Annotated in this window: 19 protein-coding genes; 12 read left to right on the plus strand and 7 right to left on the minus strand. The window is 50.9% G+C overall.

The features are described 5' to 3' along the window. Positions 1–34: 34 nt before the first annotated feature. The 3 genes from CX651_RS02555 to CX651_RS02565 form a co-directional block, all read right to left on the minus strand. Positions 35–1135: a glycosyltransferase gene (locus CX651_RS02555; protein ID WP_101053260.1), complete on the minus strand. Its 1101-nt coding sequence runs from the start codon at positions 1133–1135 to the stop codon at positions 35–37. Then, positions 1128–2201 carry a glycosyltransferase family 9 protein gene (locus tag CX651_RS02560; RefSeq protein WP_229839740.1) on the minus strand — a complete coding sequence of 358 codons (1074 nt, stop codon included), beginning with the start codon at positions 2199–2201 and terminating at the stop codon, positions 1128–1130. Before CX651_RS02560 ends, CX651_RS02555 begins: the two co-directional genes overlap by 8 nt. A 154-nt stretch (positions 2202–2355) precedes the next feature. Then, positions 2356–3402, minus strand: coding sequence for a glycosyltransferase family 9 protein (locus CX651_RS02565; RefSeq protein ID WP_101053264.1), 1047 nt, complete (start codon positions 3400–3402; stop codon positions 2356–2358). An 85-nt stretch (positions 3403–3487) separates the two neighbouring features. Between CX651_RS02565 and CX651_RS02570 the strand changes: the two genes are divergently transcribed. Then, positions 3488–4210 (plus strand): 3-deoxy-D-manno-octulosonic acid kinase, encoded by a 723-nt coding sequence (locus CX651_RS02570; RefSeq protein WP_101053266.1) that lies wholly within the window; start codon positions 3488–3490, stop codon positions 4208–4210. Here the strand turns inward: CX651_RS02570 and waaA are convergent. Next, positions 4180–5460, minus strand: a complete 1281-nt coding sequence (gene waaA, locus CX651_RS02575; protein WP_101053268.1) for a lipid IV(A) 3-deoxy-D-manno-octulosonic acid transferase — start codon at positions 5458–5460, stop codon at positions 4180–4182. The genes CX651_RS02570 and waaA overlap by 31 nt on opposite strands. Positions 5461–5579: 119 nt before the next feature. Here waaA and CX651_RS02580 point away from each other — a divergent pair, with 119 nt between their 5' ends. The 5 genes from CX651_RS02580 (at position 5580) to glpG (ending at position 9961) form a co-directional block, all read left to right on the plus strand. After that, a complete protein-coding gene (locus CX651_RS02580; protein ID WP_101053270.1) occupies positions 5580–6224 on the plus strand; it encodes a TetR/AcrR family transcriptional regulator in 645 nt (214 codons plus the stop codon). Positions 6225–6500: 276 nt separating this feature from the next. Further along, on the plus strand, positions 6501–7694 hold the full coding sequence (locus CX651_RS02585; RefSeq protein WP_101053272.1) for a glycine C-acetyltransferase: 1194 nt from the start codon (positions 6501–6503) through the stop codon (positions 7692–7694). Between the two features lie 23 nt (positions 7695–7717). Next, on the plus strand, positions 7718–8743 hold the full coding sequence (gene tdh, locus CX651_RS02590; RefSeq protein ID WP_101053274.1) for an L-threonine 3-dehydrogenase: 1026 nt from the start codon (positions 7718–7720) through the stop codon (positions 8741–8743). A gap of 78 nt (positions 8744–8821) precedes the next feature. Continuing rightward, on the plus strand, positions 8822–9124 hold the full coding sequence (gene glpE / locus CX651_RS02595) for a thiosulfate sulfurtransferase GlpE (protein WP_025888989.1): 303 nt from the start codon (positions 8822–8824) through the stop codon (positions 9122–9124). Positions 9125–9127: 3 nt separating this feature from the next. Beyond that, the gene (gene glpG / locus CX651_RS02600) at positions 9128–9961 is read left to right on the plus strand and encodes a rhomboid family intramembrane serine protease GlpG (protein WP_101053276.1); all 834 of its coding nucleotides are present in this window, start codon (positions 9128–9130) and stop codon (positions 9959–9961) included. Between the two features lie 112 nt (positions 9962–10073). On the opposite strand, the gene elbB is transcribed toward glpG, so the two are convergent. Next, complete coding sequence (elbB, locus tag CX651_RS02605; protein ID WP_101053278.1) at positions 10074–10727, minus strand: isoprenoid biosynthesis glyoxalase ElbB; 654 nt, start codon at positions 10725–10727, stop codon at positions 10074–10076. 385 nt (positions 10728–11112) lie between these two features. Between elbB and polA the strand changes: the two genes are divergently transcribed. After that, a complete protein-coding gene (polA, locus tag CX651_RS02610) occupies positions 11113–13881 on the plus strand; it encodes a DNA polymerase I (RefSeq protein WP_101053280.1) in 2769 nt (922 codons plus the stop codon). A 651-nt stretch (positions 13882–14532) separates the two neighbouring features. On the opposite strand, the gene yihA is transcribed toward polA, so the two are convergent. Then, on the minus strand, positions 14533–15183 hold the full coding sequence (gene yihA, locus CX651_RS02615) for a ribosome biogenesis GTP-binding protein YihA/YsxC (RefSeq protein ID WP_101053315.1): 651 nt from the start codon (positions 15181–15183) through the stop codon (positions 14533–14535). Positions 15184–15352: 169 nt separating this feature from the next. Here yihA and CX651_RS02620 point away from each other — a divergent pair, with 169 nt between their 5' ends. The 5 genes from CX651_RS02620 to hemN all read left to right on the plus strand — a co-directional run bounded on the left by CX651_RS02620 (position 15353) and on the right by hemN (position 20202). Next, positions 15353–15973, plus strand: a complete 621-nt coding sequence (locus CX651_RS02620; RefSeq protein ID WP_039035423.1) for a c-type cytochrome — start codon at positions 15353–15355, stop codon at positions 15971–15973. A gap of 765 nt (positions 15974–16738) precedes the next feature. Next, positions 16739–17425: a methyltransferase domain-containing protein gene (locus CX651_RS02630; protein ID WP_101053282.1), complete on the plus strand. Its 687-nt coding sequence runs from the start codon at positions 16739–16741 to the stop codon at positions 17423–17425. A 47-nt stretch (positions 17426–17472) separates the two neighbouring features. Then, positions 17473–17997 carry a Der GTPase-activating protein YihI gene (gene yihI / locus CX651_RS02635; RefSeq protein ID WP_101053284.1) on the plus strand — a complete coding sequence of 175 codons (525 nt, stop codon included), beginning with the start codon at positions 17473–17475 and terminating at the stop codon, positions 17995–17997. Between the two features lie 11 nt (positions 17998–18008). After that, complete coding sequence (locus tag CX651_RS02640) at positions 18009–18476, plus strand: DUF2489 domain-containing protein (RefSeq protein WP_101053286.1); 468 nt, start codon at positions 18009–18011, stop codon at positions 18474–18476. 349 nt (positions 18477–18825) lie between these two features. Next, positions 18826–20202: an oxygen-independent coproporphyrinogen III oxidase gene (hemN, locus tag CX651_RS02645; RefSeq protein WP_101053288.1), complete on the plus strand. Its 1377-nt coding sequence runs from the start codon at positions 18826–18828 to the stop codon at positions 20200–20202. Between the two features lie 63 nt (positions 20203–20265). On the opposite strand, the gene add is transcribed toward hemN, so the two are convergent. Continuing rightward, on the minus strand, positions 20266–21261 hold the full coding sequence (gene add / locus CX651_RS02650; protein ID WP_101053290.1) for an adenosine deaminase: 996 nt from the start codon (positions 21259–21261) through the stop codon (positions 20266–20268). Positions 21262–21322 lie beyond the last annotated feature (61 nt).

A 21322-nucleotide genomic window follows, 5' to 3' on the forward strand; every position in this document is an offset into this window, starting at 1 on the left:
GGCTGCAAGTAGTGAAAGTTCTATTCCATTACCCTTAAGAGGACTCACAGAGGCTCAGATAATCGGCAACAATTTTGTCGATAGTCACCTGCGTAAGGATCTGACTGTCGGCAAAAGGCGGATAATACTCCAAGGCTTGCTCCAACTTCTGACTTAAAGCCTTACTATCCCGTCTTGGCACCAGATATTTAGCCAATTCACCCGTTAAAATCTCATCAGGTCCATGGGGGCAGTCGGTACTGATCACAGGTGTGCCGCACAATAACCCCTCGACCAGGACATTACCAAAGCCTTCATAATCGGAACTTAGCACTAATAGGCGCGCCGCCTTTATCCAGGGAAAGGGGTTGGCCTGAAACCCGGGACAGATGATGCGATCGGCCACGCCGTATTTTCTGGCCAGTTTCATCGCCTTCTTGGGATTGTTACAAAGCAGCACCAGCGGCAAAGGCTTATGCATCTTGGCAAGAGCCTGAAATAGTATGTCATGACGTTTTTGCCGTGCGACACGACCAACATGGATCAGATAGTCCCCCTTGGGAATATCCGGGTGTTCCTCTGCAGCCTTTGCCCTTATCGCTTCTATATCGAATGGATTATATATAGTACGCATACTGCGGGGAGAAATTCGCCCGCTCTGGCGAATTTCCTGAGCGATCCCCTTGGAGACTGTGATCAACGCCTGGCCGTTCAGTGCCAGCTTGGTTCTGAGCATTGCAAGGTAAGCTAATAGTCCGAGTTTACGCTCACGCTTCAACTCCTCTTCAATAGAGTTATGCACCACAATATAGAGCGGTGATACGCCGGCACGAGTTAGCAATAAATTGCTCTTGTCCAAATTAGACAAAATAAGGTCAAAACCACCATAAGTCTGTTCGAGTTCATCGAACCATTGCTTTACCCTGGCAACCGAGCGACCCAACCGCCACCAGGCAATGATATGCCGCTCACCTTCATCGAAGCAGACATGCAAGGGAATTTCCTCAGGGACTGCATAATCATAATGAGGGGTCAGCACCAAAAGATGCGGCTCATGTCCCAAACGTTTCAGTTCAGTCGCCAGGGTTAAGACTATCTTCTCTGCACCGCCACCGGCGAGGCTGTCTATAGCTAAGCCGATCCGTTTACTACTCATAATCAAGCCCCAATAGTCGCGCAATCTCCATTATGCAGATATCCAACCCCTTGGCCTCCCCCTCTTTATCCATATTGGCAACTAACTGCGCTACAGTTTGTGGTTCCAACAGGCGCTGTACCTGAGTACACATGGTATCGGTCTCGATATCGCTGCTGATGGCTAAGCCCCGCTGCACACAGCTATCAATCCGCTTGGGTTGATCCTTGGAAACAGCCACAGCCAACGTTGGCACCTTAAGAGCTATCGCCTGCAGCAGGGTATCGCCACCGCTTAGCACAGCGCCCACTGCGCCATCAAGCAGGTTGATAAACTCCACGCTGGAGAGCCGATCTATACTCACTACACCCTCTAACCTAGGCAGAGGTTTAGGATAATTAGGGCCAAACACCATGACGCTGGGTATTCCCATCTTTTGATAACAGATCTGCGCCACTTGGGCAAAACGCTCAGCCGCCAGAGTTGCGCCGACATAATGACCGCCAGAACCTGCGCTATAGAGGAGATAGCCCTTGGGATTTAAGCTATATTCTTGCTGCAACTGCTGTTGCAACACTTTATCGGGTCGAGCGAAGATAGGACCGGTAAAGATGGGCTCGGCCCGCTTAATCAGGTTTAACTTAAAGCGATCGAAACGACTAATATCGCCAATCACAAACTCAGGCTGTACCACCCAATGACTGTCAGTGACCAATGCCCGCACAAGCTTCATGCCACGAGCACGTTTGCGTTTGTGTTGGCTGATAAAAACTACCTTGGCACCGCTGCGATAAGCATGTTTCAGCTGTGCCTTACGTCCTGCGGCATCGAAGACCACTAAATCAGGCTTTAACTTTGAGATCAACTGGTTCACCTCTTTCACTCGCTTGGTGGGAGTGTCGTCAACCAGATGCGTTGGATAGGGGCAATACTTGGCATAGGGGGCGCGACTGTTAAGCACAAATTCAATCTGTGCTCCGGGCCAACGCTGCATGATCTCGTCGGCCACTATGGTGGAACGCATATATTCACCTATTCCCTCTTCACAGGAGACAGGTACAAACAGAAATTTTGGCGCCACGGACATCGACATTATCCCTAAAATAAAATGGAAAAACCCCATCCTCCCTCATTGCATCACTCAACTGATGTTTGTCAGCAGATGAGCCCATCAAGCCTGAAGTTTACCATTAATCAGAAGCTCCTTACTATTGACCGGAGTATTGTTGTGGATCGCTTGATTAAGTGCTTTCGCTTGCTGGCAACAGACGATCCAATTGGGCAATTACAGGAGCCACCGGGATCATCTCCATCAGATGCGCGCCTTTGGCGCGTGTACCCCAGGGAACCTCACCTGGATATTGCAAGGCAATTACCTCATCATAGACACTGACCACGCTATCCAAACAGGTATAAGGCCCAGTGCGTCCAGGATTGGAGTGGGCGTATAGGCCGATCACCGGTGTTCCTTGGGTTACAGCCATATGAGCAGGACCGGTATCCGGCGCCAGGACTATGCTCGCCTGTTTCAAAAGCGCCAAAAGCTGCGTCAGCGAAGTCTTACCCACCTGGTTTTCGATGCGCGCATCGCCATGTTCAAGAATGGCCTCGGCAAGCTGATACTCCATAGGAGCGGGACCGCCGCAAAGCAACACACGATACCCCTTTCCCAGCGCATGATTGGCTACTTGAGCATAACGTTCTGGCAACCAATTTCGCTCTGCCTTACTGGCGGCAGCGCAAATAATCAGTGCCTTATCCCCATCAGGGATCAACTGACAGGCAAACTCAGTATCGGCAGGGGGCACAGGAATGTTCCACTTAGGCTGAAGATCTGTCACCCCCAAAGCCTTAGCGAAGCCCATAAAGCCTTCCAATACATGGGGTGTGGCCAACGGAGCCACCTGTTCATTGGTCACCAACCATTGTCCCTCTTTGGCCCTGGCCCGGTCAAACCCTATGCGCACCTTGGCGGGGATCATCAATGAGGCTATGGTAGCCCGCAGCGCCACCTGCATGTGCAACAGCACATCGAAACGACGCCCCTTGAGCGCCCGCCGCAGATTGAAGTAACTCTTCCAGCCTTGGCCTTTGTCGAACACCACAAACTCCACCCCGGGCAGGTGTTTGAGCAGTTGATATTCTATCTTACCTATCACCCAGGTGATGGCCAGTTGCGGATACTGACGCTGAATCGCCTGCACCATGGCGACGGCATGGCAAACATCACCAATCGCCGACAGGCGCAGCAAACAGAGAGATTGAATTTTCGCTGGGTCAAGACTCATGGACAGAATCGGCTTCTTGGGTGCAAACCCCAGATCTTAATGTAGAATAGACCCAGGTTCCAAGCTTATAACGAACAAATAGCCGATGCAGATTAAAAATACCGCCAAGGGTTGCCTGGCGCTGAGTCATGCCGCCCCACAAGCCCTGGATGAAACCTGGTTTGACGAGTCTTTTTGGCGGCAACAGCAAGCGATTGTCGGCTCATCCAAGGGGCGTTACACCACCTGGTTTGTCGAGCATGGGAAACAGCAGTGGGTATTGCGCCACTATTGGCGCGGCGGCCTGATGGAAAAGTTCAGCAAAGATGCCTACCTATTCACCGGCGTCCCCAAGACCCGTGCTGTAGCAGAACTGGCGCTCTTGGAGCAACTCTTTGAAGAAGGTTTACCTGTGCCCGAGCCAATTGCCGCCAAAGTGGAACGCTTCGGTCTCTGGTATCGGGCCGATATTCTGATCCGCCGCATTCATGGTGCCGAGGATCTGGTGGCTCTGCTGCAAAAACAGGCCATGTCGCGCCCTCAGTGGCAACAACTCGGCGCCTTGATTGGCCGTTTCCATCAGCGTGGTGTCTACCATGCCGATCTCAACGCCAAGAATATTCTCAGCAGCGACCAGGGCTTTTATCTGATTGATTTTGACCGAGGAGAGCTGCGAACCCCGGCCGACGGTTGGCAACAGGCCAATCTCAGTAGGCTGTTGCGTTCCTTCAACAAAGAAAAACGCAAACAGCCCGAGCTGCAATTTACCGAAGATAACTGGCAGTGGCTGCTGGAAGGCTACCGCGGCTCAGCTGACAACAAAGCCTGAGCCAACCGCAATTGCTTCTGCAGTGCTCCTCTGTTGCTGCTGACCACTTCCAAGCCGGCTTGGGCGGCACGATGTCTCGCGTTGCTGTCCTGCAACAGTGCCGTTATGCCACTCGCCAGCGAGGCGGCATCCTCAACTTGCAGCAAGGCCCCGGCATCTTGCAACATGCAGGTTATCTCGGCAAAGTCCCAATGATGGGGGCCGACAAAGACCGGCAAGCCCAAGGCCGCCGGCTCCAGCGGATTATGCCCGCCATTGGTAATCAAGGTGCCGCCGACAAAGGCCAGATCGCCGCAGGCATATAACCCCAGTAACTCCCCCATGGTATCCCCGAGCAGCACCTGAGTCCCGGCAGCTAGCTCATGACCACTGCTGCGCCGCACATAGGCAAACCCAGCCTGCTTGATTGCCGTGGCGGCATTATCGAACTGCTCCGGGTGTCTCGGTACCATGATCAACAAAGCCTCAGGCCACAGCGCCAGCAAGCGTTTATGGCACTCCAGCATGGCGGCAAACTCCCCAGGATGAACACTGCCGGCAACCCATACCGGGGACGGGGACGAGGCGCGCCCCCACAACTGCCTTTCGCCTCTGGCCTTAGTTATCTTGTGCTGATCCAGCTGCAGGTCGAACTTAAGGCTGCCGCACACACTCAACTTGTCGCTGGCAACGCCGAGAGCGATAAAGCGTTCGGCCTCGGCTTGAGTCTGCACGGCCACCTTATCCAGCAGTTGCAACATGGGCAGGCTAAGCCCGGCCCACTTTTGGTATTTGGCGGCCGACTTGGCCGACAACCTGGCATTGGCCAGCATGATGCCGGCACCCTGTTTTTTGGCCTGATGCAGTAAGTTGGGCCAGAGTTCAGTTTCCATCACAATCAGGTTTGCAGGCTTGAGCCTGTTTAGAAAACGCCGCACACACCAGGGAAGATCGAACGGCAGATAACAATGCTGCACTGTGTCACCAAATGCCTTATTCACCTCACGGGAACCTGTGGGACTGGTGGTCGTTACCGTGACAGATAGATCAGGGTTGGCTTGCATCAATGCCTTGATCAGCGGCACAGCTGCCAAGGTTTCCCCCATGGAAACAGTATGGATCAACAGGTCTGTCGGTTTGGCCTTGAACAAGCCGAATCGTTCACCCCACCGGCCACGGTAATCCGGGCTTTTCAAGGCCCTAAATGCCAGATACAGCAGTAAGAGTGGCGACAACAGATACAGCAAGAGTGAGTAACGACTAAGGTTCATTGGCGGGATAATTGAGTTTTGCCTGATGGATTGTCACAATGCTAGCATAATACCCGAAGCAGCATAACCAAGAGCCATTCGCCGGATTGCGGATGATGCCGCAACCATTTAGGACTCAGATGAAAACCCGCGATAAAATCATCCAGGCCAGCCTGGAACTCTTCAACGAACACGGCGAGCGCTCCATCACCACCAATCATATCGCGGCCCATCTGGGAATAAGCCCAGGCAATCTCTATTACCACTTCCGCAACAAGGAAGACATTATTCGTTGTATTTTCGACCAGTATGAAAATCATCTGGACCTGGGGTTTCAACCCTATGAAGACAGGCAAGTCGATGTCGAGTTGTTGATTGGCTATTTCGATGCCATGTTTTATACCCTGTGGCAATTTCGCTTTATGTACGCCAACCTGGCCGACATCCTCAGCCGCGATGAGGCCTTGAAAAAGCGCTATCTGGAAGCCCAGCAAAAGGTGTTGACCCGCTCTAGTCACGTACTGCAACAGTTGTGTCAGGATGGCTTTCTGCAGCTGGAGCAAGACAAGATCTCCAGCCTGGCCGATACCATCAAGATGATAGTCAGCTTCTGGATCAGCTATCAGCTGACCCAATCCAGCATAGCCAATATCACCAAGTCTTCACTCTATGAAGGCCTGCTCAGGGTGCTGATGATCTTTAAAGCCTACGCCACCCCCAGTTCCACCTCGACCTTCGAGCGTCTGGAGCAGCACTACCAAACTTTAGCCCACCAGCAAGACTAACCCTACTGTCTTTGGTCTTTGGTCTTTGGTCTTTGGTCTTTGGTCTTTGGTCTTTGGTCTTTGGTCTTTGGTCTTTGGTCTTTGGTCTTTGGCATCTGTCATTCAGATGCCTTTCTCCTTCTCGGATTCCCTAGTTTTTCTCATCTGAAATAAGCACTAGCCCTAATCTGATTTATCCCTGCCGACCCAGCTCAAAAAAGAGTGTTGAGCCATTGGCTTTAGGGTTAAAATGCCACCACTCCAATAAACAGAATAATCCAATCAAGGAGACTTAAGGTGGCATCTACCTCATTCTACGATCAGATCAACCAACAGCTTGCTGACGTCAAGGCCGAAGGCCTGTACAAGAGCGAACGTGTAATAGTTTCTCCACAGCAACCGGCCATTCGCGTCAATGAAGCAGAAGTTATCAACTTTTGCGCCAACAACTACCTGGGGCTGGCCAATCATCCTGAATTGATCAAGGCGGCGCAGGCCGGATTGGCAGACCATGGCTTTGGCATGGCCTCGGTACGTTTTATTTGCGGAACCCAGGATATTCACAAACAACTGGAAGCCAATCTATCCGAGTTTCTCGGCATGGAAGATACCATCCTTTACTCCTCCTGCTTTGATGCCAACACAGGTCTGTTTGAAACCCTGCTGGGCCCGGAAGATGCCATAGTGTCGGATGCCCTGAACCACGCTTCTATCATTGACGGTGTTCGCCTGTGTAAGGCCAAGCGTTTCCGCTACGCCAACAATGATATGGCCGATCTGGAAACCCAACTGATCGCCGCCCGCGATGCCGGTGCCCGCCATATCTTGATAGCGACAGATGGAGTGTTTTCCATGGATGGGGTTATTGCCAACCTCAAGGGTATCTGTGACCTCGCCGACCAATACGGCGCTCTGGTCATGGTCGATGACTCCCACGCCGTTGGCTTTATCGGCCAGAACGGCCGCGGCACCCACGAATATTGCGATGTGATGGGGCGCGTCGACATCATCACAGGCACCTTGGGTAAGGCGCTGGGCGGCGCTTCCGGCGGCTTTACCGCGGCCCGTAAAGAAGTCGTCGATTGGCTGCGTCAGCGTTCACGTCCTTACCTGTTCTCCAATTCACTGGCGCCTTCCATCGTCAGCGCCTCGATTCGGGTGCTGCAGATGCTCAAAGAGGGCCAGGAACTGCGCGAAGCGGTATGGGAAAACAGCCGTTATTTCCGTGAAAAAATGGCTGCAGCCGGATTCACCCTGGCCGGAGCCGACCACGCCATAGTGCCGGTCATGCTGGGTGATGCCAAGTTGGCCAGTGACTTCGCCAACCGCCTGTTGCAGGAAAATATCTATGTTATCGGCTTCTCCTTCCCGGTTGTACCCAAGGGACAGGCCCGTATCCGTACCCAGATGTCGGCGGCTCATAGCCGTGAACAGCTGGACAAGGCCATCGAAGCCTTCACCCGAATCGGCAAGGAGATGGGTATCATCTGATACCTATCCCATGGAGTAACATAATGAAAGCACTGAGCAAACTCAAGCCTGAACAAGGCATCTGGATGGTAGACGCGCCCAAGCCAGAAATGGGCCATAACGATCTGCTGATCAAGATCCGCAAGACCGCCATCTGTGGTACCGATGTGCATATCTACAACTGGGATGAGTGGTCACAAAAGACCATCCCGGTTCCTATGGTTGTCGGCCATGAATATGTCGGCGAAGTGGTGGATATGGGCCAGGAAGTGCGTGGCTTCAATATTGGTGACCGGGTGTCAGGCGAAGGCCATATCACCTGTGGTCACTGTCGCAATTGCCGTGGTGGCCGTACCCATTTGTGCCGCAACACTGTGGGTGTTGGGGTTAACCGCGAAGGCGCCTTCGCCGAATACCTGGTGATCCCGGCCTTCAACGCCTTCAAGATCCCCGATGATATCAGCGACGATCTGGCCGCTATCTTCGACCCCTTCGGCAACGCGGTACACACTGCGCTGTCGTTCGATCTCGTCGGTGAAGATGTGCTGATCACCGGAGCCGGCCCCATAGGCATTATGGCCGCCGCGGTTTGCCGCCATGTCGGTGCGCGCCACGTGGTAGTTACGGATGTCAACGAGTACCGTCTGGAGTTGGCCCGTAAACTGGGGGCGACCCGAGCCGTCAATGTGGCCAAGGAAAAACTCGAAGACGTAATGAGCGAACTCAACATGACAGAGGGCTTCGATGTCGGCCTGGAAATGTCCGGTGTGCCGTCAGCCTTCCACTCCATGCTGGATACCATGAACCACGGTGGCAAAATTGCCATGTTGGGGATCCCGGGTGGCGATATGGCGATAGACTGGAGCAAGGTCATCTTCAAGGGTTTGGTGATAAAGGGCATCTATGGCCGGGAAATGTTTGAAACCTGGTACAAAATGGCCAGCCTGATCCAGTCCGGATTGGATATTGCACCTATTATCACTCACCATTACAAAGTAGATGACTTCCAGCAGGGCTTTGATGCCATGCGTTCGGGTCAATCCGGCAAAGTCATTCTCAGCTGGGATTGATCCCCAAACAGGGCGCTGTACTCATGCAGCGCCCTGATGCACACTGTTAATAAGCACTACCTCTTTTACAGGCAAACTATGTCCAGTTACCAACACCTTTCTGTCGTTCAACTCCAGCAAATGATGGCCGAAGATGCCGAGCTGCAGATAGTCGATATCCGCGATCCGGCCAGTTTCGAGACGGCCCATATTCCCGGCGCCGTTCGCCTCGGTAATGACAATCTGGCCGACTATCTCAGGGACGCCGATATGGATAAGCCCTTGGTGGTTTGCTGTTATCATGGCATCAGCAGCCAAAGTGCCGCGGAATATCTGCAACATCAAGGATTCGATGAGGTCTACAGCCTTGATGGCGGTTTCGCTGCCTGGCCGAGGGACTGAGACATGGAAATCGGCCGCCTCCCCAACGAACGCGCCGCCCAGGCGCTGGTAGACTACCTCAAGGGTGAAGGGATCCCCTGTCGCATCACACATCTGGAACAGGGGGTGGCCATCCATGTTATTGAGGACACAGACCAAGCCAAGGGGCGCAAAGCATTTCTCGACTTTGTCCAGGATCCGTTAAACCCCAAGTACTTGCAGGCCTCTTGGGATCATGGCGACAACCGAATCCGCTTTGACTATGGCGCGCCATCGCTGCAACTGCTGAGTCAATTTATTACCGGCGCCGGACCGCTGACGCTGATCATTCTACTGGTCTGCATAGCTATCTTCGCAGCCATGAACCTGGGCTACGGCAATCAGGTTTTCGAAGCCCTGGCTTTCTTCGGCGCCACTTCGGATGCCGGTTTCAGCCAATTCTGGCGCTTATTTACCCCGAGCCTACTGCACTTCTCGGCGCTGCATATCACCTTTAACCTGCTCTGGTGGTGGGTCTTGGGTGGCAAAATAGAAAACCGTATCGGCATTGCGCCACTGCTGACTCTACTGCTGGTCGCCGGCACTTTGCCCAATATAGTGCAGTACTATCTCAGTGGCCCCAACTTCGGCGGTCTTTCCGGGGTTGTATATGGCCTGGTGGGTTATACCTGGGTCAGCGGCCGCATGAGCCCAGAGAAAGGCATAGGCCTGCCACCGGCCATGATGGGCTTTATGCTGCTGTGGCTGGTACTTGGCTTTATGGATGTGTTTGGCCTTTCGATAGCCAACGGCGCGCATCTAGGCGGGCTCTTGGTCGGGCTGGCCCAAGGCTGGCTCGACAACCGCAAGAAAAGCTAATCCTATGTGGCTCAGGTTTGTACACGCCAAAGTCATTCTGCACAGCAGGCTACAGTAAAAAGAGGGAGCTCAGGCTCCCTCTTGAATAGGTTCAAAAGAACTTGGACAGGGCTTAGGCCAGCTCCAACACCTTAGCCACCAGCTTTTCAATACCACTATTGGCCTCGGCAATGGAACCTGCCAGCATGTAAGCTGGGGTGCTGACTATCTTGCGCTCACTGTCGACCACAATTTGATCTACCTTGGCATTTTGATGTTCACCGCCCATGGCAGTAAAGGCCGCTGCGGTTTCGGCGTCCGTCCCTATGGTGCCTTTGGCCCCCTTACCATAGAGGCCCGGGATCATCACAGGCGCGATACAGATAAAGCCCACCACCTTTCCGGCACTGATAAAACGGCTGATAAATTCACGCACCGGGGCGGCAATCTCACTATTGCTGCCATTTACGGCAAAGTTACAGAGGTTTTTGGCGGCCCCGAAGCCTCCAGGAATGATCAGGCCGTCGAAGTCGGCCAGATTCAACTCGGACGTCGCCTTGATATCACCCCGGGCAATTCGAGCAGCCTCCACCAACACATTGCGCTGCTCAGTCTCCACGACTTCACCCTTGAGATGATTGACCACATGCATTTGAGGAATATCAGGGGCAAAACATTGGTACGCTGCGCCGGAGCGAGACAGGGACAGCAGGGTCAACACTGCTTCGTGGATTTCACTGCCGTCGAAGACACCGCAACCACTGAGAAGAACTGCAATTTTTTTCATTAAAAAATCCCTCTTATGTCATTTAGGTTTAACAAACCAATTACAAACTGGTTGATCTGATTAAAAAACATGCTAACTTAATTCATCGTCTCTGCTAAGAGGCGATTTTTACCGCTACCAAGGTGCAAATCTGGAAAAGGAATTTAAAAAATCCACAACCGATAAGATTTGGTAAAACTTTTACCTGACTCACAAAAAAACAAATAACAAATAAATATCAACAAGTTATAAAAACAACTTCGAGTTGTTCTCTACAGTGTTTCTCTATGTTGATTTTTTCACTCACAGACTTATCCACAGGCTGAGGGTGATTTTGTCATGGCCGAAAATGCCTTGGTATGGCATGCTTAGCAGCACTTAAGACAGCTTAGATTGAAACAAAACTATGCCAACAATAGCAGAAAACCCCCTCGTCCTTGTGGATGGTTCTTCCTACCTCTATCGGGCCTACTATGCGCCGCCTCACCTGACCAACTCCAAGGGTGAAGCAACCGGGGCGGTTTACGGCGTAGTCAACATGTTGCGCAGCTTGCTGGGCAAATACAAGCCACAGCAGATGGCGGTTGTGTTTGATGCCAAAGGCCCCACATTTCGCAACGATATGTATACAGAGTATAAGGCTCATAGGCCTCCCATGCCTGATGATCTGCGTAGTCAGATAGCGCCTCTGCATGCCATCATCGAAGCCCTGGGCTTACCACTCCTATGTATTCCCGGCGTAGAAGCCGATGACGTGATAGGCACTCTGGCCTCCCGGGCCAGTAAAGAAGGACGTGCCATTCTGATCAGCACAGGTGATAAGGATATGGCGCAACTGGTGGATGACAATGTCACCCTGATCAACACAATGACAGACACCATAATGGGGCCGGAAGAGGTCACCAGTAAATTTGGCGTCGGCCCCGAGCTTATCATCGACCTGTTGGCACTGATGGGCGACAAGGCCGATAACATCCCGGGATTGCCTGGTGTGGGTGAGAAAACCGCGTTGGCCATGCTGACAGGGGCCGGTGGTGTCGCCAAGCTACTGCAGCAACCGGATTGTGTCACAGCTCTTGGCTTCCGTGGTGCCAAGACCATGGCTAAGAAAATCATCGATAATGCAGAAATGCTGCAACTCTCTTACGATCTGGCGACCATCAAGACAGATTGCGAGCTGGATCTGGACTGGCACCAACTCAATATTACGGCCCCCAATAAAGACCAACTGACACAGCTTTATGGTGAGATGGAGTTCAAACGTTGGTTGGCAGAAGTTCTGGATAACAAGATACCGCATCCGTTGGCGGTCAATACTGCAATGGCTGAAACCCAGGAAGAAACTGCACCCCAACTCGCCATAGAGACAGAATACGAAACCATACAGACCGAGGCCGCCCTGGAAAAATGGCTAAAAAAGTTAACCGAGGCCGAACTGATGGCGGTAGATACCGAAACCACCAGCCTCAATTATATGGATGCCGAACTGGTAGGACTGTCTTTTGCAGTCAAGGCAGGAGAGGCAGCCTATCTACCTCTGGGGCACGATTACCCGGAAGCCCCCGAACAACTACCTAGAGAACAGGTATTAGCGAAGTTCAAACCGATCCTTGAAAACCCTGAGATCAAGAAAGTCGGTCAAAATCTAAAATATGACATCAGTATTCTGGCCAATGCCGGTATCAAGCTGGCCGGTGTCGCCTTCGATACCATGCTCGAATCCTATGTCTTCAATTCAGTGGCATCCAGACACGACATGGACGGGCTGGCACTCAAATACCTGGGGCACAAATGCGTCAGCTTCGAAGATATTGCAGGCAAAGGCGCCAAGCAGCTGACATTCAACCAGATCCCACTGGAAACAGCATCGCCCTATGCCGCAGAAGATGCCGATATTACCCTTAGGCTGCATCAACACCTATGGCCCAGGCTCGAGCGGGAGCAAGAGTTAGCCAAGGTTTTCACTGAACTTGAGTTGCCGCTTATTCAGGTGTTGTCACAGATGGAGCGCGACGGCGTGCTGATCGACAGTATGCAATTGTCGCAACAGAGTGATGAGCTGGCGCAAAAAATAGATGCGCTGGAGCAAAAAGCCTACGAGATCGCCGGAGAGAAATTTAACCTCAGTTCCCCCAAACAACTGCAGGCGCTGTTCTTCGAAAAACTGGGCTATCCGGTAATCAAGAAAACCCCGAAAGGTGCGCCATCCACTGCCGAGGAAGTCTTGATAGAGTTGGCTTTGGATTATCCATTGCCAAAGATTATTCTCGAGCATCGCAGCCTGACCAAACTCAAGAGCACCTATACAGATAAGTTACCGCTGATGATAAATGGCAAAACCGGTAGAGTGCACACCAGCTACCATCAGGCCAACGCCGCTACCGGCCGTTTGTCATCCAGCGACCCTAACCTGCAGAATATCCCTATCCGCACCGAAGAGGGGCGTAGAATTCGTCAAGCCTTTATCGCACCTTCAGGACGCAAGATTTTGGCCGCTGACTATTCACAAATTGAGCTCAGGATCATGGCTCACTTGTCCCAGGATGCCGGGCTACTGGCAGCATTCGCCGAGGGTAAAGACATTCACAGAGCAACTGCGGCTGAAGTCTTTGATGTGGCGTTTGAAACTGTCACCCCAGAACAGCGTCGCCGCGCCAAGGCGGTTAACTTCGGTCTGATTTATGGCATGTCGGCCTTTGGCTTGGCGCGCCAACTGGATATTCCCCGCGCTGAAGCACAAAGCTATATGGATACCTACTTCAAGCGTTATCCCGGCGTGCTCAAGTATATGGAAGAGACCCGAGCACTCGCCGCCGAGCAAGGCTATGTCTCCACACTATTTGGTAGACGCCTGTACCTACCGGAAATCCGTGATCGCAACGCCATGAGGCGTCAAGCTGCGGAACGGGCTGCAATCAACGCTCCTATGCAGGGAACAGCCGCTGACATCATCAAGAAAGCGATGATCAAAGTTGCCGACTGGATAGCCTCTGACACCAAGGGGGAGATCACCATGATCATGCAGGTTCACGATGAATTGGTGTTTGAGGTGGATGAAACGAAAGCAGAAGAGTTGCAACAACAGATCTGCAAACTCATGGCTGAAGCCGCTACCCTGGATGTCCCTTTGCTGGCCGAAGCGGGCCTGGGTGATAGCTGGGATCAGGCACACTGATAACCCACCTACTTCATCAAGAGCCATCCTTCGGGGTGGCTTTTTCGTATTTTGAACACAACGCAGTAATTATTCCCGCTTATTATCGTCACTAGCCAACCTATCTGAACTGAAAACAACACTTTCCGGCAATTAATCGACAAATGCGTGCTAACAGATTGCATTTTAAGCTCATTTCTGTAATTCACAGATCAAAAATTGCTGTTTCAACCAAGATTTCTTGTGATCGACTCCACATTATTGTCGTATTTTTGAAAAAACAGTTTTCCCATTAAAGATAAATGCAGTATTATTCTCGGCGTAGGGTACAGAGGTTAAGATGTTCTATCTTTCAGACCTTTATTTCACTTTTAGTGATCAGCCAAATTCTGGCGCCCCAGCAATCATTTGCTGGGGCTTTTTTTCGTCTACAGTATTTTTTAGAGCAATTACTTTAAACCTGATTCGATTCGCGCTATGCTACCGTCATTGAGAGCCATCGAAGTCCAAGTTTGATGGTACTTGAGTCTTGTTGAAATTTTAGCTTCTCCCCAAAAGAGCTAAGTTAACCGGTGACTGAGTCACCGGTTTTTTTTGTCCTGATTCTCCCAGCACAAACAACAAATACAAAAACGGCAGCCTCCATGGCTGCCGTATAGTGGTTTGGGTCCATCATCCTTGTTCGTTGTCTTCTTGTTCCAACCAGGCTGGATGGCACCACTCATCCAGAATTGCCAAAACCTTAGGTTTCCCGGTGCCCTTCAATGAAGAAAAAGGCTCGACTCTGACCCAATCACCAAAGTCAGCCAGCGCTTTACGTACCTCATTGACCGTTTTCATCTTGGCACTCTGTGGCAACTTATCTGCCTTGGTCAGCAGCGCCAACACCGGGATTTCACTGGCAACAGCCCATTCAATCATCTGCAAATCCAAGTCTTTCAACGGATGGCGAATATCCATCAGCACCACCACACCACTCAAGCAAGCCCGCTTTTGTAAATATTCACCCAAAGATTCCTGCCATTTGAGCTTCATGGCCAGTGGTACCTGAGCAAAACCATAGCCGGGTAAATCCACCAAACGGCGCTGCTCATCGAGCTCAAACACATTGATCAGTTGGGTACGGCCAGGAGTTTTACTGGTTCTGGCAAGGTTTTTCTGCTCGGTCAAAGCATTCAAAGCACTTGATTTACCGGCATTTGAGCGACCAGCAAAGGCGATTTCCACGCCGGTATCGCCAGGTAAGTGCTTGTCCAAATGGGCAATATCAGGCGCGCTGATAAGGAATTTTGTCTTGCGAAAATCGATACGAGTTGCTGTCACTTCTGACTCCGGAATTTTGCTGGGTGATAGCATAAATATTGAAGACTTGCTTACTTTTCCACGTTTTCGTGTAAAATATTAGCCCGATCACATTATTTGTATTTTACCACGCTTGCGGGTCACCCTAGTAAGCTCAGGACAATAATTTAACGAAAGAAGTTGGAACGCCATGAAAAAGTTAGCCCTTGCGCTGTCTGTAGTCGCCGCCATATCTTCACCTGCGATTGCTGAAGGTAATGCTGAAGCGGGAAAAACCAAAGCCATTGTCTGTTCTGCCTGCCACGGTCTTGATGGCAACAGCATGATCGACATGTATCCCAAATTGGCCGGTCAGCATACAACCTATCTGCAAAAACAGCTGCGGGAGTTTCGTAGTGCAGCTCAAACCGGTGGCAAGGATGGCCGTATGGATCCTATCATGGGTGGGATGGCGGTAGCCTTGAGCGATCAGGATATTGCCGATGTTGCAGCTTATTTTGCCAGTCAAACATTACAAGTTGCTGAAGTAAAAGATGTTCCTGATGCCGGCGAAAAGCTGTTCAAGGGTGGTGATATGTCTCGTGGCATAGCCGCTTGTTCTGCTTGTCACGGTCCTGAAGGTAAAGGCAGCGAACTGGCCGGTTTCCCGGCTGTTGCTGGGCAGCACGCCAACTACATCAAGATCCAGTTGAATAAGTTCCGTGACCAGAGCCGTCATAATGACCTAAACGGCATGATGCAGGACACAGCGAAAAAGCTGAATGATGCAGATATTGATGCACTGGCCAAGTACATCTCCAGCCTGAAGTAATTTTTGCTGTAACTTGGAAAAGGGTGAAGTTTCACCCTTTTCTTAAGCCACAATGTTTATGTTTACGTTTACGTAAACTGAAAACATTAATGCTTGACACAGATCACAGATTTAGGTTTAATGTGCCCGTACCGAGATAAACCCATCTGTTTGTATAAAAACTTTACCAACAACATTCAGGTTTCGGTATAATTTACATTCAAGATATAAGAATAAAGCAAGCCAATAACAATAAGACTACTAAGACCACTCGCAAATAATAATAATGAGTCGAGATTTCAGTTTGAAATCCAGGTCAATAAAAGTAAGGAACCGGCGATTTTGCCAAACCGCTTTTTAGCATTGTCCTTACGAATTAACAGGGGAACTTGCTCCAACAGGAAGATGTTTGCAGGACTCAAACATTGGCACGGGAAGCAACGCGCTTTGGATGCACTGGCTGGAAGCTTGTTATCACTGGAAGGTACTTGGTAGACAAGGATGGTCTGTTAGGCGTCACAGAAGACGACTGAATAATGATGAGTCAATTGGCCATCGCTATTTGCAGGAAACCCAAGAAAGTGTCTGGAAGACCGATAACGAGAAAAACTGCAGGGAAAGCTGTCAAAAAAAGAAGGATATCGACCGGGAAAGTCGCATAGCAAGTAAGGAAACTTGAAATCAGAATAGGGTGTTAGTTAGCACCATCATAAGGCGGCAGCCATACTGCCGCCTTTTTTTATGGCATAATTTATTAACCACCATTGAGCAGATCTGAATTAGTCCATGCGTCGCTGCCCCCTGTGTCATAACGATCAGGCTGAACTCAGCTTTCAAGATAAGAAACGAGGTTTTTATCTCTGCCCTGAATGTCGGCTGTTGTTTGCAGACTCCAGCAGTTACCTGTTACCCGATGCCGAAAAGCAGCGTTACGGCCGAGCCCGCCAAACAGGAAAGCAAAAGCAGTTGGCTCGCTTTATCCACCCCTTGTTGGATCAGCTGCAATCTTTGCAGCCAACGCCTTTATTTGGTCTCAACTTTGGCCGAGTGCTAAGCGAGGATGGCCTGAAACAGATCCGCGACGCCGGTCACCATTTACAACAGTTCGATCCCTTTTTTGCAGCAGACCACCAGTTACTACATCACCAATATGACTTTATCTGTTGTTTTCGGGTATTCGAACACTTCAGGACCCCGGCCAAAGAGTGGAGCTTAATAGAAACCCTTTTGAAACCAGGTGGTTGGCTGGCCATATCCACCCCACTACTGACCTCTTTAGCCGCGTTCCCCAAATGGCATTACAAAAACAATCCAACCCATGTCAGCTTTTATCAGCAGCAGACATTTGCTTACTTGGCATCTCAGGGCAAATTTAGGCTAATATTTGCAGCGCAGGACTTCATCTTGATGCAAAAAACATCAGGATCTGCTATAACACGCGACCTTGATGCAGAACCGCCGCTTGTAGACTGAACCCGGCACGGTTCGGACGCAACCAACTACTTTTTATCGAGAGAATTATGTCCCGTAGTAAAAAGACCCGCAAAGTCGGCGAGAACAACCCCAAACTGGCCCCCAGAAGCAAGAAATCTGAGCGCGCTCCGGCCCGTAAGAAGCAGGACTCTGGCAATAAGGCGGGCAGCCGCCAGAACCCAGCTGCTCCGAAGGGGCAAAAACGTGCTGGCACTGACAAACAAGATATCCGCCTTGGCAGCAAAAAACCTGTCGCTCTGGATATAGTCAAAGAAAAGGTTGCACAGCCCAAACAACCCAAACTGACCGATGAACAGTTGCTGCTGCAACTGGAGGAAGATCCGCGCCTGAATAAGCTGCTGGATCAACTGGAAGAAGGACGGGAACTGGCCGCCGATGACCAGCAATGGCTGGAGCGGCAATTGGCCAAGATTGAGAAGCTAATGGAAAAACTCGGCATTACCGATTTGGATCAGAGCGATGAAGCCCCAGGCAAGGGTCATAGCGATGACGAGTTGCTGGAAAAATTCGAATCCGGTGCTGAACTTCTGAAACAATACCAAGACAACTAACGGAGGCCGGGATGCAGTTTATCCTCATCATCTTAGCCATGTTGATCATCATAGGACTGAGCGCCTATGCCACAGTGTTGCTGCTGCGTCTGAGGAAACAAACCCAGGCCAGAGAGCTGGCTATGGCTGAACAAAAGGCCGTTATGGAAGCGAAACAGGCATCCCTGCTTGCAGATATCCGCTATATTGCTGCCGCCATGACGGAAGAACGTTGTGAGTTGTCCGAAGGGGTAGTTAGAATCGTCAAACTGTTCGATCTGCTATCGCTGACAGAGAGAGTCAGTGGTGACTACCCGGATGTATTTACCCATTTTGAGCGTATCAAGGATCATCCCATTCTGGAGGCTAGGGCTCAGTTACCCAAGCAAGAACGGATGCGGCTCGACCTGGCCAGGATGAAGTCTGAAGCCGAGCTGGAGCAAGGCATATTGGCCGACGCCAAAAAACTCTCCGAGTTTCAGCTCAAACCAGCTCATTAGGCACCAACTGCCGGCTTGCTCTCAGCAGTCGGCAGCACTTTATTCACCCCCCTAACTCTTCGCCCCCAAAAATCAGCCCCAAACATCGGAGGCCTGTGTTTTGCTTACGCCTGAGTTCGCAGCCTTGTTTTGCCGTCTCAGCCAAACAATAATCAAACCTGCTGAATCTTTTCTCTGGCGTGAGTCGGTGCACAAAACCTCAATAAGGAAACAGACATTGAAAGCATTTTCAGGGATATTTCTTAACGTTTGCTTGTGTACATATAATTTTTACAACCTGGATCAAGGTTATTTGAGCAATAACCCTGCATACTTCGCTCATTGCTAATTTACTGTCGGAGGACACGCCTTGAAGCAGCCCACTCATATCAGCTGGGATCAATCAATGATCGAGAAATATAACTACAGCGGTCCCCGTTATACTTCCTATCCAACGGCGCTGGAGTTTGACGACTCATTCACAGAAGGCGATCTATTGTCGGCCATAGCCGGCAGCAAAAGTGACAAGCTATCTCTGTATATTCATATCCCCTTCTGCGCCAAACTTTGCTATTACTGCGGCTGCAACAAGGTGATCACCCGGCATCAGCACAAAGCTGATCAGTACATAGAGTACCTGGCAGCCGAAATCGTCAAGCGGGCACCTCTGTTCAAACACTACACTGTGACTCAGATGCACTGGGGCGGTGGTACGCCGACTTTCCTTAACCCAGAGCAAATCATCAAGTTATCGTCACTGTTGAAAAGTCACTTCAACTTTGCCGAACAGGGTGAATACTCTATCGAAGTCGACCCTAGAGAAATCGAACTGTCTATGCTGGATGCCCTTAAAGAGGCCGGCTTCAACCGTATCTCCATCGGAGTGCAGGACTTCAATAAAGAGGTTCAGGTAGCAGTTAACCGTGAACAGGATGAAGACTTTATCTTTGCGCTGATCAAAAAGGCCAAAGAGATGGGCTTTGTCTCTACCAACGTCGATTTGATTTACGGCTTGCCTCATCAAACACCGGAAACCTTTGCCGAAACCATTCAGCGAATTCTGGATCTGTCACCCGACCGTCTGTCTGTATTCAACTATGCTCACCTGCCGGCCCGCTTCGCGGCGCAGCGGAAAATTAAAGATGAGCACCTGCCCAGCCCACAACAGAAGCTGGACATGCTGCATCAGACTATTGAGACCCTGACCGGCGCCGGCTATCAATACATAGGCATGGATCACTTCGCCAAACCCGATGATGAGCTGGCCAAGCTGCAAAGAGAAGGCCGATTGCACCGTAACTTCCAGGGTTATACCACCCAAGAAGAGTGCGACCTCCTTGGACTAGGGGTGTCATCCATCAGTCAGATTGGTGACTGTTATGCGCAGAACCAAAAAGATATTCGCCCTTACTATGAAGCCATAGATGAGCAGGGTCACGCTCTGTGGAAAGGCTGTAAACTCAATCGTGATGATGAAATCCGTCGCGCGGTGATCAAGCAGCTTATCTGTCACTTTGAGCTTGATATGGCCAAGATGGAGCAACAATTGGGGATCCAGTTTGAAGACTACTTCGCCGAAGATCTCAAGCTGCTGCAAACCTTTATCGACGATAAACTGGTTAACATTGAAAACCGTCAGATCAGCATCAGCCCAACCGGGCGTCTGTTGATCCGTAATATCTGTATCTGTTTCGATGTCTACTTCCGAGAAAAGGCACGTCAGCAACAGTTCTCCCGGGTAATTTAACCCTGAGTAGAATAAAAAAGCCGATGAATGATTCATCGGCTTTTTTGTGTCTTAACCAAACTTTTATGCTTTAGCGGCGTAAAGTTCCCGGCGCTCGCTGTCTGAGAGGAAGGCCATCTCCACGCCATTACGCTGCAGCTTGGCCAACTCAGCGTCGGTGAAGCCCATCTCCTGCTTAACCACACGATATTCATGCTTGATATCTATGGCACTGACGCCTGGATCATCGGTATTCAAGCCAATCAGCACACCGGCTTCCATAAAGGTGCGCAGTGGATGCTCCTGATAGCTGCTCACAGTGGAAGTATGTAGATTACTGGTGGGACAGGACTCGATACCTATCTTATGTTCCACCAGATACTCCATCAATTTGGGATCATGAATGGCATTGACCCCATGGCCTATGCGAGTCGCCCCCAACTCCTTGATGGCTTGCCACATGCTTTGGGCACCGGCGGCTTCTCCGGCGTGAGCCGTTATCTGAAGTCCGGCATCACGCACCCGCTTGAAATGCTCGTTAAACAACTCACCGGGGAAACCCAATTCATCACCGGCCAAATCAACCGCGACCAGAGACTCCCTGTGCGCGAGCAAGCCATCCAACTCCTGAGTACAAGCCTGCTGGCCAAATGAGCGAGACAGAATACCTATCAGTTTTATCTTAACCTGATAGTCCTTGAGCCCGGCTTTTACACCATCAACAACGGCTTCCACCACGCCTTCTATCGGCAGCTTGTGATTCATTGCCATGTAGTAAGGGCTGAACCTTAATTCGGCATAGTCCAACCCGGACAATGCCGCATCGGCGACATTTTCATAGGCCACCCGCTTTACCGCATCCAAATCGGCCAGCACGGCAACCATCCAGTCCAGCTTTTTCAGGAAAGCCACTAAGCTGGATTCTTTGCCCTGGATCTGTACATAAGGTGCCAAATCCTCAAGCGAGGCCGCCGGCAAGGCAATGCCATGTTGGTGACCCAGTTCCCATATGGTCTCAACCCTGACATTACCGTCCAGATGGCGATGTAAATCAACCAACGGAATTGAAGTATCAATCATAAAAATAACCCCTGTATGAACTACCCCGCCAATGTAATTATTTTTTGGTCTGGGGACGCTT

The organism is Shewanella chilikensis (assembly GCF_002836945.1).
Taxonomy (GTDB): domain Bacteria; phylum Pseudomonadota; class Gammaproteobacteria; order Enterobacterales; family Shewanellaceae; genus Shewanella; species Shewanella chilikensis.